Source organism: Aureispira anguillae, assembly GCF_026000115.1.
In the GTDB taxonomy this organism is placed as follows: domain Bacteria; phylum Bacteroidota; class Bacteroidia; order Chitinophagales; family Saprospiraceae; genus Aureispira; species Aureispira anguillae.
This window is the reverse complement of record NZ_AP026867.1, coordinates 276186-291745: the sequence shown is the minus strand read 5'-3', so window position 1 is coordinate 291745 and position 15560 is coordinate 276186. Positions and strand designations below refer to the sequence as shown.

Below are 15560 nucleotides of genomic sequence, written 5' to 3'. Positions count from 1 at the left end.
TGCGTTATTATTTTTGAGCTCTAAAAAGCATCCATATAGCAACCCCCATAAAAAAGAAATTGGGCACCCAAACCCCAACAAATGGCGACAAACCTCCATTGATAGAAAAAGTGGTGGAAAACTTAGTCATAAAAATATAAATAGCTGATAATCCAAAACCTACCACCAAATGCCAAGCCATTCCTCCCCTCATTTTTCGAGAAGCAATTGAAAAACCAATTAAGGTTAGAATAAAAATAGAAAAGGGGTCTGCACTTCTTCGATACCGTTCGACCTCAAAAACCAGCGTACCCCCGATGCCTTTTGCCTTTTGCTTATTGATATAAACAATTAATTCATCCGTGGTCATATTGTCCTTGTGGTTGTCTCTTTTGATCAAGTCGGTTACATATAACCCAATTGTTGTATCAATAGTCACTTGAGGTGGCATCGTAATCACCTCATCTTTAAATGCCGATACTTTTTCTCGTTTTTTTATCCCTGATAAACGCCAATGATTGGGCGGTTCTAACAAACGAATTTTTGTTGCTGTCCAAACAGAAGTTCGCTTCAATCGAGAACTATCATGCTTGATCCAAGCAAACAAACTTCCAGTACTATCATAACGATTAAATCCCTGCAAATAAAACTCTTCATAAGGGCTAGCTGCTGCATGAAAATTTCCTGTATTTCCTACAAAATTATGCTTATAAATATAGGTATTCTCAAATAGGGTTCTCGTTTTATTTGATTCTGGTATTAAATTATGATTGCCATAAAAATGTAAGCCTGCAATTATTGAAGCCCCCAAAAGATAGGGAACTAACAAGCGATAGTGATTCACCCCATTTCCAATCATAGCAATAAACTCTGAGTTAGCGGCTAATCTTGAAGTAAAAAATACCACTGCAATTAAGTTATACAAGGGAAAAATCAAGCTATTCAAAAATGGAATAAAATTGAGATAATATTCAAATACAACTTGATAAAAAGTAGGTCCATCTTCTGCCAAAAAATCGTTAATTTTCTCTGCTGCATCGATTACAACAGACAACATAGAAGATAACATGACAATAAAGAAAAAGCTTCCTAGATATCGTTTTAGTATGTATTTGTCTAATATTTTCACTGCTAACAGGGGGTTAAAACTTAGGTTTAGGTTTTGTAATATTGGGCTTTTTAAGATAAAATGGCTCAAAATAAGCAACATCAACAAATTGCTCTTGCTCATAAGCTAGCTGCGCCAAGTTGGCTAAATACTTAGCAGAAGGCAAATCAACTGAACTAATCAGCCGATTAGTAGGCGCAACCATTCCTTGATACTTTGCTGTAGCGTCCCCTACAAAAACAATCTGATTAAAGCCCTCTTGTTCTAGCAAAAAATCAAAACTGGTTGGCGTAAGTGTGCAAAAATAAGGAGATTTGATTGCTTCCATTTCTGTACCATAAATTCCAACATAAGCATCCATTCTTCGAGCATCCATCAATGCGACATAAGCTGTATTGGGCTTAGCAAATTGCTTACTTGCCCCCCATGCTAAAGCCTGTAGAGTATCTACGGCAATCATCGGTTTGTCCAACGCATAACAAAGCCCTTTAGCGGTAGAAACACCAATCCTTAGTCCTGTATACGAACCAGGTCCTTGACTAATGGCAATTGCATCTAAGTCTTCTAAACGCAGAGAAGCCGTATCCATAACCTCTTGAATAAAGAGCGTTAGCTTTTCGGCATGCCCCGATTGGCTTTTTGTCTCCCGAACAATCCAAGGTTCTCCATTCTTACTCAAACAAACTGAACAACTCCGAGTAGTTGTTTCTATCAATAATATTTTTGTTGTCACTAGTCTAAATTTACAGCCATTAGTTTTGTGTAGTTATTTATCTTCAGCCAAAGATAACCTATTCAAACAATTTTTGGAAAGCCCTTGTAAAAAAAGAATGTTAAGGCTTGTTACAAGTTCCCTAATTTTTTTTTCTTGATTTTATTTTGGTCAACCAAAGGGCACAAAAAAAGCACACCAACACACCTGTTCTCTAAAAAATTGGTGAGTTTTTTGATTAGGGAATATTACAACAAATAATCAATGATTAAATGCTTTTAAAACACAGAACATTAACGCTTTTTTTACGTAAAAAAAAACTAAAACCATACAACACTTTTAATATATTTGCAATTTCATCTAGAGCCTTTATACAAAAGGGGTTTCAACACTACAAAATCAATCCATTTAACATAGAAATTGCTTAAAAATGAGCTAATATCCTAAATAACATCTCTTTTTCCTTTACGCATCCGTTAATAGAGCTAAGACTTTGGTCTTGATTATAGAAAAAATTAGCTTTGCTGCTCCTTCGGGGGGTACTCATTTTTAAACAACTTCATAAAATAAGATTACCAAATGCGAATAATTGCACTTATCGGACTACTATTATCTACCGTCCTATCGAATGCTCAAAATGATACCATTTACACCTCTTTATCAGATACTACGCTTCAATTAGATCAAGTTATTCATGTTGATTTAAGCAATCAAACACTAAGCAATCTTCCTGCTCAATTGTTTCAATGTCTAAATTTGCAAACACTAAACTTATCTAATAATAAGTTAGAGGAACTTCCAGACGAAATTGCCAATTTAAAAAAGTTAGAAATTTTAAATTTAGACAACAATATCTTAGAAGGGCTTCCTAAAAGTTTTAAAGATTTTAAAGCGCTCAAAGAACTTTATTTAAACAGCGCCATTCGTGCCAATAGTATCAATTCAATATTTGGCTTATTTTCTAAAAACACCAGTTTAGCAAAATTAGAACTAAGCAATAATAGTATTATTGTGCTTCCTAATAGCATTAAGAGCCTAAAGACATTAAAGCACCTAGAACTAAGCAAAAACTTGCTGGTTCAACTGCCTAAAAACATCGCAAAAATGCCAATGCTCCGATATATTGGGTTGTCTTACAACCCTCAATTGGATTTTAGAAGTGCCTTTGAAAATATTGCACCAATAAAAACGCTAAGACATATTGACATTTCCTTTAATGAGTTGTCCGAAGTTCCTAAAGAGGTCATGGACTGTCGTTATATTTCAACTCTAAATATTGCCAACAACAAAATTACCGAACTCCCCGATAGAATGACTCAACTCATCCGTATGAAAACACTACGTGCGGAGAACAATGAGATTCAAACCATATCGGAAGCCTTTTCTCTTTTAGAAGGTTTGCAACATTGGAATATCAACAACAACAAAATAACTGCATTGCCTGGTGGTATTGGAGATATGGCAGAGCTTCAAACACTACAAGCAAACAACAATCAATTAACCGATCTTCCAGAAACTATTCGCCAACTCAGAGAACTAAAAACTTTAGATTTAGGAAAGAATGAAATCAACAAATTGGGCTTTAATATTGGCAGTTTAAGAGCATTAAATTACTTGGATTTAAATGGGGCTCAACTTAGTGATCTAAAAGCTAAAGGACTGGCTGCTTTAACTGCCTTAGAATATTTAGATTTATCAAACAACCCTGCATTAAATTGGGAAGAAATCATGCCCGTTATCAACCAACTAACGGCTTTACAAACACTCCAATTAGCTTATAATAACATTGCGCAGGTTCCAGATGCACTTGCTCAATGTACGCAACTATCTACCATTGATTTATCGGGAAATAAAGGAATAGCTACCGCCTCTTTTTGGAATACATTGGCTACTTTCTCAAAATTGCAAGCTCTTAATTTAACAGCAGTTGAACTTAATACCATTCCTGACGACATTAGTAACCTCCAACAGTTAGAATATCTTAACTTGGATAAAAATTCTATCGAAATACTTGTTGAATCCATTGGAAAACTAACGGATCTTAAGGTCTTAAGTTTAAATTCAACGGATTTAAAAACCATCCCTGCAACAACAACTCAACTAAAGCAGTTAGAAAAGCTCTCTTTAACCAATTGTATGGAACTAGAAATTGATGCACTTTTTACAGCTATTGAGACCATTAAGTTATTAGAACTGGATTTGACCAGTAGTAAGTTGGCTCCTTTGCCTGAGAAAATTCCTTCCTTGCTTACTCAGAAAATTACTTTAACCAATGCGATCATTGAAGAAGATGAAGTTAGTCGCTTAAAAAAAGAATTACCCAATACTGAAATAATTTATGAATAAAACGCACCAGTTGTTGAATAAACAGTCAGCACTTCTACTGCTATTCATTACCTGATGTTTTTAGTTTTGATAATTGGCAGATCATCCATTTTGTTTCGTCTGCCAATTATCTAATTTTTTATTTTTACAGCACTCTGTTGATTTTTAACAACTTCTATGAAAAAAATATGTTCTAACTGTCAAACTACTTTTATTTGTAATGCTAATGACATTGCCAACTGTCAATGCTCTAGCGTTCAACTCGATAAAACAGCTATTGCGCTTTTGGAAAAAACTTATAAAGATTGTTTGTGCATAAGTTGCTTACAAAAAATTGGTTCTTCTTTAAAAAAGAGTAGTTTTGTGCCGCCTTCGAAAGAAAGGTAGTTTGTTTTATTTTAAGTAAGTAGATGTACAAATTCTATATCAATTATGACGATGACGGTTCAAGACAAAATCGACAATTCTGTTACAAGAATATTTAAGGCAGTACTTCCCAATACAACCAATCACTACAATACCCTTTTTGGGGGCACAGCATTACAAATGATGGATGAAGTAGCGTTTATTTGTGCTACTCGTTTTTCTAGAAAACGTATGGTCACCGTTACTTCTGACCAAGTGCATTTTAAGCATTCTATCCCTGCTGGAACACTAATTGAACTGGTTGCCAAAGTCGTTTATGTAGGAAATACCAGTATCAAAGTTCAGGTTGATATTTATCTAGAAGAAATGTATGAAGAGAGTCGCATGAAAGCGATTACAGGCATCTTTACCTTTGTTGCTATTGATGAAGATCGCAAGCCAATCCGAGTAATTGAAACCTTCATCAAAAAATAACCTCTATTCTTTTTTTAGGTAGTCTTCTGTGGTATAAATTTTATGTACCACAATTTTTTTATTCTTGCCAATAACAAACTCACTCAATCCAACATGAGATTTGTTTTTGGGGTTCCAATCGTAGGTATATCCTAACTGAGTCCAAGGGTATTGATCGTATAATTCGCAAGGATAATATCGATCAATTCTACTTTGGTTAATCCAATTTACATGAGCAGAGTCGGTATTCGCAGGAAAACAAACCTCGCATTTTGAATCCGAAATCTCTCGGTCAGGGCAAGGGCGAAAAAGGTCTTGTGGTCGCACCCAAAATTCTACAAAATAAGAATAAGTAGCATTGGGTGGCAACCCCAACAGTTCAATTAATCTCCGATCTACATTGCTCGCATTTTCGGCTTTCATCCGATTTAACAACTCAGGAGCAGTCGTAATCCAGATGGGATAATTTCCTGTATTATAAAAAGAAGAATCCAAATAAGGTTCATAGTAAGATACATTCTGTTTCCAAGTAACGACCAGCAAATAAGCCTCGCCTTCAATGGTCTTCCAAACTAGCTCTTTATTATTTTTATTAATTTCGACCAAATTATTAGACACCTTGGCTGGAGTAGCATACATAGCATCCTGAATAGCCTTACTATAAATAACTTGATCGGTTGCAGGCTTCGTCAAGTTTTGGGTGGTCTGGCAAGCCTCCATTCCCAATAAAAATATCAATAAAAAAAGTGCGTGTACTAGTGCTTTCATATATAGTTTGATTTTGCCCTTTAATCAACATGGTAGTGGTCCAACTTATTGCGTCATTCAAATAGCATCACCATGTTATTAATCAAATAATTATTTATTATATTCAACACCTGCAAATATAAAAACAATAGTACACTTTCAAAGCTTACAGCTTAATTTCTAGCAAACAGGGGCAATGGTCTGAATGCACTGCATCATTCAATAAATCAGTATGAACAATTTTATCTTTTAAATTCTCAGTCACCGATTGATAATCGATTCTCCAGCCCTTGTTATTGGCTCTTGCTTTGGCTCTATAACTCCACCAGCTGTATTTTTCTAGGTCTGGATTTTGATAGCGAAAAGCATCCACAAAGCCCCCTTCAGACAACCATTTGGTCATCCAAGCTCGTTCTTCGGGCAAAAAACCAGAAGTTTTTTTATTGCTCTTAGGATTGTGAATGTCTCGCTCGGTGTGTGCAATATTATAATCCCCTTGTACAATCAAATTGGGGCGTTCTTTCTTTAATTCTTTGATCCACTCATAAAAGGTATCCAAAAAATCATACTTAACATCTTGACGAACATCCCCAGAAGTTCCAGAAGGAAAATAACAATTGAGCACGGTCAGATCGCCGAAATCCGCACGAATAACACGCCCTTCTTTGTCAAAACGCTCTACTCCCATTCCCAAAACCACCTTGTCAGGCTTTCTTTTTGAGAAAATCGTCACACCACTATATCCTTTTTTTTCGGCAGAGTGCCAATATAAATGCTCAAATCCAAGTGCTTTTAATTCCATTAAATCGACTTGTTCCTCTTGTGCCTTGGTTTCTTGTATTCCTATAATATCAAAATCGTTGGCAGCCACCCAGTTAATCCAATCTTTTTTAATGGCGGCACGGATTCCATTTACATTATAAGAAACAATTTTTAGTGTATCTTTCATTAGTTATACTTTGGTTAAGTTCTTTTATAGTACAGGATTGCCCTTCATATCATTATTTATCATTCCTGCTACTCTTTGAATCGTTGGAACACCTAAAACAAAACAATTTAAGTTGTTGAAACAAAAAATATGTTGTATTATGTCTTCCATTATTGGGGAACAAATGTAAAAGTTATTGGTTTAATTCTACCGAGTATTGTACATTATTTTGTAAGAAAAAGAGCCTAAAAATCATTATCCTATAAAGCAAATTATCGTGGCAACCTTTAAAGAGTTAATTTACAAATATACAACCGATCATTCCCGTTTTGTCGTTATTGATGACATGATGGTACATTATAGAGATGAAGGTGAGGGCCCTCCTATTGTATTGCTTCATGGCGCTTTTTCTTCTTTGCAAACCTTTAACGAATGGTCTATCCTGCTTCAAAAAAATTACCGTGTTATTAGCTTAGACTTAATGGGCTTTGGTTTAACAGGTCCCAATAGTTCTGGCGATTATACCATTGGTAATCACATTCGTGTCTTAAAACGCTTTCTGAATATTTTGAACCTTCAAGATTGCCATCTTGCAGGCAGCTCATTAGGAGGCTGGTTGGCTTGGGAATTTACCTATCGCTACCCCAAACGGATCAAAAAACTTATATTGATAGATGCTGCGGGCTTTATTGATAAAGAAAGTATGCCCCTGCCCTTTAAATTAGCCCAATCTCCTTTAGCTGGTCGTGTTTTAAAATACGTTGTCCGAAAATCTATCTTAGAGCAATTTGTCAAGCAAGTGTATTATGATATTTCTAAAATCAACCAAAAATTGGTTGACCGCTATTTTGACTTATTTACAAGAGAAGGCAATAGCAAAGCTTTTATAGATTTGGTCAATGCTCCTTTCCAAGACAACACTCATTTTTTGCGAAAAATTGAACAACAAACGCTTATTATGTGGGGCAAGGAAGATGCTTGGATCAGTGTTGCACATGCCCATTTATTTTATAAAATGTTGCCCAACGCTATCCTTAAAATTTACCCCAATGTTGGGCATTTACCCATGGAAGAAATTCCTAGTATTTCTGGTAATGATTTATTGTCCTTTTTGAATCAAGAAGCTTAAGCCTATTTAATAAAAATAGCGCCTTGTTCAATCCATACAATTGAACAAGGCGCTGTTATTTTTTAGGCTAAGACGATTTATTTTTTGCAATAAACGCTATAATTCTTCATAATCAATATACTCTCCACCTTGGAATCCTTCTTTCTGAGCGGTTCCTTTTGTAGCGTTGGCTCTAGTAGCACTTTCTGTTCGATTTTTTTTCTCTTGTTGAAATTGCTGTAAATGACGCCACATATCCATCAAGTTTTGATTCTCATCCATTTGACGATAATTCATATTGGGAACTGTGGTAGGCTTAAGAACTGGTTTGATTAATAATTGATAAAAAAGATAAGTAAAAGCAATTAATAATATCGTTGTCATAATTGGTCAATAAGTTAACAATAAGAATAGTTATCTGTAGCTTAATCAGATGAACCATTCTACTAACACTTTATCCTACATCAAAATGTAAACCAAGTTCTCAACACTGTCAAAACGTCGGATTTAAGGGCTTCTAAGGCGTTATAATGGCATCAAATGTTATAAAGTTGTTATCACTATACGACAAAAATACCGTTCTATTAGTCGTTTATTGGTAAGCTAGGCATGCTTAGTATCTTCCCTTAAGCATTTTCCATTTTTCCATTAACAAACAAACGTCCAGTTAGAACAGAAATATCATCTGGAAAACTCCTTTCGCCTTTAAAACGATTCACCTCTTCCATTAGTTTAACATTAAACTCACCAACTGGCAAGCTATTATGTTTTTTCATAAATTGCTCAACATGAGTATCGTTAAAGTACTCATCTTTATCATTTTGCAAATCGGTAAGACCATCTGTATACAACAAAAACAATGCATCATCTTCTAAAAAAATCTCTCCAAATTCAATGGAAGGAATTTTGGCAAAAGCCCCCAAAATAGTACAGCCTTTGTCCAAGCGTTGAATTTTGCCTTGGGTATACATAAAAGGCGGGTTGTGTCCTGCACAAAGATAGCGCAAGCGTCTTTTTCGAACGTGGTACCTCGCAATAAAAAAGGTAATAAACTTATCCCCTTTTGTTGTTCTAAGTACCAAAGAGTTTAGTCGGTTGGTAAATTTTTTGACGCTTAAATATTTTCGATGTACTAAGGTTTGTAGATTGGCTTGAAAATTAGACATCAATAAAGCCGCAGCAATTCCTTTGCCCGAAATATCGGCAATACAAAAAGCAACTTCACCACTTCCTACCTCAAAAAAATCGTAATAATCTCCCCCAACTCCTTCATGAGGTTGGTAAATCCCAGCAAACTCATACTGTTCATTATTCGGCAGCTCACTTGGAATCAACATATTTTGAACCTGAACCGCTAATTCCATTTCACGCTTTAAGCGTTCTTGATCCAATTGTCGCTTAAACAAACGTTTATTTTCTATCGCTACTGCTATAATATTTGTAATTGCAGAAATAAGCGTAATGGGATCATAACCATGATTTTCAGAATCATTCAAGGCATCTGGTCCCAAAAAAGTGTAAGCAATTGCATAATCTTTGTGATAAACAGGAAGTACAATAGAAAAATGCTGCAACAAAGGATGATTGGGTTCGTCAACCGATTGACGGCGGTGGTAATTCGGTAAATAATCTTCTATATTTTCTTCTAAATCACAAGCCTCAATCCCTGCTGAAGTAACACAAATCCAGGTCTCCTTTTGACGAGTATAGAGTGCAAACTTCTTTACACGCATTTCCCAAGTCAATAACCCCTTATATAAATTAAACAAGTCCGAAATAGCAATATTATTATTAATGGCTTGCGTTATCTCGAGCACACGATTAAATTGTAACTTTTGCAAAGTTAACTTGCTTTCTAAAATCTCTTCTTTAGTTTTTAGTTTTATATTTTGAGAGGTATCCACCTGTACTATTTTTGTTCACAATAATTTAGAGCCAAATAAGCTTTTTTGTACGACTATTGCTTTGATTCGATTCCTAAAGATAGCAAAAAAGTTGGTTGCTAGATAGGATTAAAGCAATGAACTTGGGGGAATCGTTCTATAAAAAATCTAATGTTCAAGAATAATGTTCCTCTCAATAAGAATATTGAGTCTTCCCCCTCTATGATGTTCATCTCAATAAGCGTATTGAGCATTTCACTCCCAATAATGTCCCATTCAAAAACCTAACTTGATTCCTTATCTAAATAGATCTAACTTTGTCATAACAAAAAACAATATCTATAGGTCTAACCTTTTAATAACCTAATTCATCAAAACAAGGCATTTTTACCAGAGATAAACCTATCCAGTTCATCTTCAAGCAACCTATGCCTAAACCTTAAATCACCAATTAATTTAATATATTAATTTCCTTAATTTAGACTAAACATTTTAACCATGATTAACGACTTTAAAGCCCCTAGGGTTTATTTATTTTTCATCATCTTTATGACCCTCTCTTCCCACATTTGGGCACAAGAAAACTGCAGTAATGGCATAGATGATGATGGCGATGGTCTTATCGATTGTTACGATCCCGATTGCTGTGGAAATACAGCTTGTAACAATACATTTTATGACCCTTGCGACATTACTGCAACCTGTATAAGCCCAACTCCATCAGGTACATTTTCTATTCAAAGAAGTAGAACATCAAGCACTACCAACAATTTAATTTATGCTTCAACAATTCCTGTTGTTGGCGATATTGATAATGATGGCATCACTGAATATGTTGCTGCCAATACAGAGGGCGCTGTTCACATTTTTAAAGATGGGGCTACTAGTTTAACACATAGTGTAGCGTTGAATGGTGCTGGAACTTCAATTAATGGAACTACATTAGGTACTTTGGGAACTTATTATACCACAGACCCCTATCCTGCCATAGGAGATCTTGATAATGATGGGCAAGCTGAGATTATTGTTCGTCAAAGCTTTGGCAATCATTTTCATTTGTGCGTTTATAGTTCAACAGGAACATTATTGGCATTTTATAACCTACAAGGGGTAGGAACCCCTTTCCAATTTCAGCAAAATGGTTATCGTTCAATCAATAGAACAGCTACCAGTGGTATCTATGATTTTGATGGAGATGGTACTCCAGAAATTTCTCATGGTCTTGGAATTTTCAGATACAATCCCACTGCAACAACAGGAACTAAATTAGAACTTCTAGCTTATCCTAGGCAGGTGGTAGGTACGGGTTTGAATAATAATTATTTTGGAGAACAAGTAGTTGCTGTTGACATAGACGATCGTACGGATCCTAACTATTCTTACGGATTAGAATTAATTGCAGGAAATACGGTTTATCAGGTAGATCCCACAACAACTACTCCACCTAGTGGTTCTATTTTAGGTACTCCTTGGACGATTACAGCCAGTGAAATTGCTAATACAACAACAGGAAACACAGCATACCCAGATGGTTATACTTCTGTAGTAGATTGGGATGGGGATAATTTACTGGATATTGTAGTTTCTACCAATAAAAACAATTCCGCATTTTTATACATTTGGAATCCAAGAACAGAAGCTATTATAGCTGAAAGCGGTCCCTTGGGGGGCACGGGTTGGATGAGTCGAGCAAGTGTCACTGATTTTGATAATGATGGCACCTTAGAAATTGTAGTGACTATTCCTTATAATTTTATGGTTTTGGAGGAAACGGTTAATACTAGTGGAATAAATCCATTATCCGTAACAGCTTCTACAGTAACAACGGACGAATCTGGAAATACCACTTGCACTGCTTTTGATTTCAATTATGATGGAACAAAAGAAATTATCTACAGAGATGAAAACCATTTGCGCATTTTTACATATAATGGAACTTCATTAACAGAAGTAGCCCGTAACCATTGTACATCAGGAACAGTTGTAGAATACCCAATAATTGCAGATGTTGATAATGATGGTCAAGCTGAAATTGTTTGCTCTTGTCAAGAAGGAACTAGTATAAATGAATCTGTTGTAACCGTATTTGAATCCAATAGTTTCCCTTGGGCAGATACTCGTAGTATTTGGAATCAGCATGCTTATTTTTATGCCAATGTCAACGATGATTTAACCATTCCTACTCATCAACAAAACCATGCTTTGCCAGATAATGGAGCTGCATTTACCTACCCTGGACAAATTAATAGTTTTTTGCACCAGCATGCAGATACTATTTTTAGAGTGCCCAATGCTGTTCTATCCAATCCAGCTTGGGACTGTGAAAGTAATTCAATAACCATTGACGTTTGTAATGAAGGAGACAACACCTTATCAATGGATATGCCCATTACCATTTATTCAGGAGACCCAACCAGTACCAGTCCTACTATTATTGGTACGGCAACATTAGGGGTTAATCTTCCGCAAAATGGTTCTTGTCATACTGTTACGATTCCATTAACAACTACTTATGGATTGCCAACAACTGTCTTTATCATGCTCAATGCAGATGGGACAACCGTTACAGCTTTTGATCCAGCCAATTACACACCACCTATTAGCACCATCTTGGAATGTAACTATACCGATAATATTGGTAATGTAACCGTTTATCCAAGCCCTACTATTGGAATTACGGCTTCTTTGCCCAATCCAATTTGTCAAAATGATGTCTTAACCTTAACAGCAACCAGTTCTAACAATTCTATTAATACTGTAGTTTGGAATCCTGCTACCTTAGGAACCAATAATCCCGTAACTGCACCAACAAGTATCCTTGGTCAACATACTTATGCTGTAACTGTTACAGATAATCATGGCTGCTCAGGAACGGCTTCTATTGATGTAGAAATAGAGGACTGTTGCCCCATAAAAGATGATCCGTCTTACTTTCATTTAACAGCTAATACGGACCCTGCTTTGTTGGCGCAATATAATATTATTCCTACTCCTATGGCTTTATCTGTGCAAGGAAAAGTTCGCTATATTTTAAGAGCAAGCAATGGTCATCATTCTTTGCCCAATAGACTATACATTGATGACGGGGTTATTTTAGAAGTAAGAGGAGATGGAGCTATTTTAGACTTGGTCAATGCTGATATTGTCTTTGGCGAGTGTGCTCGTATAGAAGTACTCAATGGAGGCGAATTAAGAGCTTACAATACTGTATTTAGACCTTGTAATGAAGCTACTAGCTGGGGAGGGATTGTATTTACCAATACAGCCGCTACTGTAACTGCGCTACCTACTGGAAATATTAGAGAGTGTACGTTTATTAATGCTGATGTAGGCTTGTATATGGGGCGTTTTGCAGAAGGTGGTTACAATACTTTTCATGATCACGAGATTTCAGAGATCACTATTCAAGACAATCTATTTTCTAATTGCAGAAGAGGCATCCTAGTCAACAACTTAGCTCCTAACCAAGCCATTTCTGGGAACGATTTTCAAATTGACAATGTAGATAAGATTAGTTTTCATAGACATGAACAAGATTGTGCTCCAATCCGTGACAATAATGACTACATAGGAATACAGTTACAATCTACTAGTTCTGACTATAGATGGCTACAGGCTTATGCACTAAATATTCATCAAAACACCTTCATTGATGCCACTTCTGTAGCCACTAGCCAAAGTCAATACACTGGAATACAATCTTTATACTCTACTGCACAGCTAGAAATTAGTGCCAATGACTTTACCAATATGTTTCAGAGTATTCTATTAAGTTCGTTTGGGAGTCACCCTATTATGATAGAAAACAATGAAATTAATGTAACTAGAAGAGCAAGATTAAATAATGTTGGTTCATCTCAAATTGTTGTTCCCAATGGAACAGCTAATAACATCGAAATTTTCAACAACAAACTTTCTTGTTCTGCTGATGCTCCAGCGCTAACGGTTTTAGCGAGCCAAAATGCTGCATTTATGCAATCCGCTATCAATATAGGCAATTCATCAGCGGTTATTGTTAGAGATAATGCCATTGAAGGTTTTGAAGTTGGTATCTATGTTCATCTAACAGGAGTTTCAGGACAGAGAAAGATCAAGGTAGCAGACAACCATATTAAATCTGATTATTATGGTATCTTCTTAGATTCAGAACTAAGAACTGGTGTAGCCAACAGTATAAATGCATTTATTCAATGCAATGAAATTGAAATGGACTTGGAAAACAATACCACTTCTGTTGGCATTGCTGCTCATTTTAATGGCACTATTACTACTTCAACGAATCACTATATTTCAGCAAACTGCATCAAACATACCCATAGAGCTATAGAAGTTGTCAATAACACAAGTACCTCTGCTCGCATGCCTACTATTCTAAACAATTATTTGTACAATTACCATGAAGCTGGTATCTCTATCGATGGAGAATTTAACAGACATGGAGGAGGAATTCCTTCAATTGGCAAGGGAAATGGTTCCTATTTGACGCAATTAAATGGTCACAATACCTTTATCAGTAACAATGAAAACAATGCCTTTGATCTTTTTGTTGCAGCAGGAAGTACACCAATACAAGCCATCAACAATGACTATGGATCAAATGGAACAGCTATTATTGACAATACGCTTAATAATGTAACGATTACTCAAACCAATGGTCTTCAATATCCATCTTTTGCCAAATGTGCGAATCAAGATGCGTCTTTGGTGCAAAGTGAATTGGATAATTTGAGTGGAATAGGACGAAGTCTTTACTTCTGTGGAGAAGATAACGATTTCAGACCTTCCAATTTACTCTTTAGAAGTACTACTTCAGGAACCACTGTCTTGCAAGGGAATTATACCCAAACGATTCAAGGTTTGGTAAAAGACAATGATGGTGCTTCATTGTATGGCTTGACCGTAGATGCTTTCAATAATTTATCTGCTCAAACAGATAAAGCTGCTCTATACACTGTCGTTATGCATACAGGATTATTGAGTACCAACCAAACAGCATGGTTGTCTTACCAATATGAGCGCCAGCAGGGAAATTATATGGTAGCCAAACAGATCTTACAAAATGTACAGGGAGAAAATGATGATGAGAACGATTTAAAAGCAATTGAAACCATCCATATAGACTTGTTACTTTCTTTAAGAAGCATTCAAGAAATGACCAATGATGAAATTCAACGCTTAAAAGAGATTGATGACCGTAGAGGCTTGTACGCTGTTCATGCTCGTACTATGGTTGATGCATCTATTGGTGGGCATGATTACATTTTTGCTCCTTATCCATTATCTAAACCTATCAACTCACGTAATTTAAATCGTGTAGATTTAACAACAGCAAATCTGACAATTTATCCCAATCCTACTAAGGATGCTATTAATATAGATTTTGTTGTTACAGATGGAGCTAATCAAATATTAAGTATCTACAATGCAACTGGAAAGTTAGTAAAATCAGTTGCAACCAAAGCAATGGTTGGTCAACTTACAATTGACGTCACAAACTTAGCGCAAGGCATGTATATTGCTACCTTAAAATCAGAAGATGGAAACATTCAATCTGGAAAATTTGTAAAGCAATAATTTTTTTATTTTAAAACAATTGAGGGCTGTCGGAAAAAATATTCCGACAGCCCTCTTTCATTTTCACTGTTCAAAGATCTATTATTTTGATGCGCTTCATTTTATTTTTTGTATTTTAATTTGAAAATGGTCAATAGGTACAAAACGATCTTTTATCACAATAGATTATTGTGCTGCTATACTACCAAATTGGGTAGGTTGCAAAACTAATTCTAGATTACTTTAGTACTTTAGCAACTTGTAGAACAAACAATCGTTAAAGATAAATTGCATGGGTACCCTAAAAATACTTTGCCTATAAAATTTCCCCTCTACTCCCCCCAATAATCCTAAAAAGCTATCTTTTTAGGTAACTTCCAAAATTTTAAAAACGATTA

General features: G+C 35.6%; 11 protein-coding genes. 5 read left to right on the top strand and 6 right to left on the bottom strand.

Annotated elements, in window-relative coordinates; genetic code table 11:
- Nucleotides 1-7: 7 nt before the first annotated feature.
- Nucleotides 8-1108 carry an LptF/LptG family permease gene (locus AsAng_RS01125; protein ID WP_264790928.1) on the bottom strand — a complete coding sequence of 367 codons (1101 nt, stop codon included), beginning with the start codon at nt 1106-1108 and terminating at the stop codon, nt 8-10.
- A 13-nt stretch (nt 1109-1121) separates the two neighbouring features.
- Entirely contained in the window at nt 1122-1820 is a 699-nt protein-coding gene (gene tsaB, locus AsAng_RS01120) for a tRNA (adenosine(37)-N6)-threonylcarbamoyltransferase complex dimerization subunit type 1 TsaB (RefSeq protein ID WP_264790927.1), read from the bottom strand.
- A 558-nt stretch (nt 1821-2378) separates the two neighbouring features.
- Here tsaB and AsAng_RS01115 point away from each other — a divergent pair.
- From AsAng_RS01115 to AsAng_RS01110, 3 genes are all read left to right on the top strand, one after another.
- Nucleotides 2379-4145, top strand: coding sequence for a leucine-rich repeat domain-containing protein (locus AsAng_RS01115; RefSeq protein ID WP_264790926.1), 1767 nt, complete (start codon nt 2379-2381; stop codon nt 4143-4145).
- A gap of 156 nt (nt 4146-4301) precedes the next feature.
- Nucleotides 4302-4511 (top strand): cysteine-rich CWC family protein, encoded by a 210-nt coding sequence (locus AsAng_RS29995; protein ID WP_407655313.1) that lies wholly within the window; start codon nt 4302-4304, stop codon nt 4509-4511.
- Nucleotides 4512-4562: 51 nt separating this feature from the next.
- On the top strand, nt 4563-4964 hold the full coding sequence (locus AsAng_RS01110; protein ID WP_407655321.1) for an acyl-CoA thioesterase: 402 nt from the start codon (nt 4563-4565) through the stop codon (nt 4962-4964).
- A gap of 3 nt (nt 4965-4967) precedes the next feature.
- Here the strand turns inward: AsAng_RS01110 and AsAng_RS01105 are convergent, their stop codons facing one another.
- Complete coding sequence (locus AsAng_RS01105; protein ID WP_264790924.1) at nt 4968-5711, bottom strand: hypothetical protein; 744 nt, start codon at nt 5709-5711, stop codon at nt 4968-4970.
- Nucleotides 5712-5856: 145 nt separating this feature from the next.
- Complete coding sequence (locus AsAng_RS01100; protein WP_264790923.1) at nt 5857-6639, bottom strand: exodeoxyribonuclease III; 783 nt, start codon at nt 6637-6639, stop codon at nt 5857-5859.
- 256 nt (nt 6640-6895) lie between these two features.
- Between AsAng_RS01100 and AsAng_RS01095 the strand changes: the two genes are divergently transcribed.
- A complete protein-coding gene (locus AsAng_RS01095) occupies nt 6896-7747 on the top strand; it encodes an alpha/beta fold hydrolase (RefSeq protein ID WP_264790922.1) in 852 nt (283 codons plus the stop codon).
- 96 nt (nt 7748-7843) lie between these two features.
- Here AsAng_RS01095 and AsAng_RS01090 read toward each other — a convergent pair whose 3' ends face one another.
- Nucleotides 7844-8110: a hypothetical protein gene (locus AsAng_RS01090; protein ID WP_264790921.1), complete on the bottom strand. Its 267-nt coding sequence runs from the start codon at nt 8108-8110 to the stop codon at nt 7844-7846.
- Nucleotides 8111-8352: 242 nt separating this feature from the next.
- A complete protein-coding gene (locus tag AsAng_RS01085; protein WP_264790920.1) occupies nt 8353-9543 on the bottom strand; it encodes a PP2C family protein-serine/threonine phosphatase in 1191 nt (396 codons plus the stop codon).
- A gap of 564 nt (nt 9544-10107) precedes the next feature.
- Between AsAng_RS01085 and AsAng_RS01080 the strand changes: the two genes are divergently transcribed.
- Complete coding sequence (locus AsAng_RS01080) at nt 10108-15183, top strand: T9SS type A sorting domain-containing protein (RefSeq protein WP_264790919.1); 5076 nt, start codon at nt 10108-10110, stop codon at nt 15181-15183.
- The last annotated feature ends 377 nt before the right edge of the window (nt 15184-15560 follow it).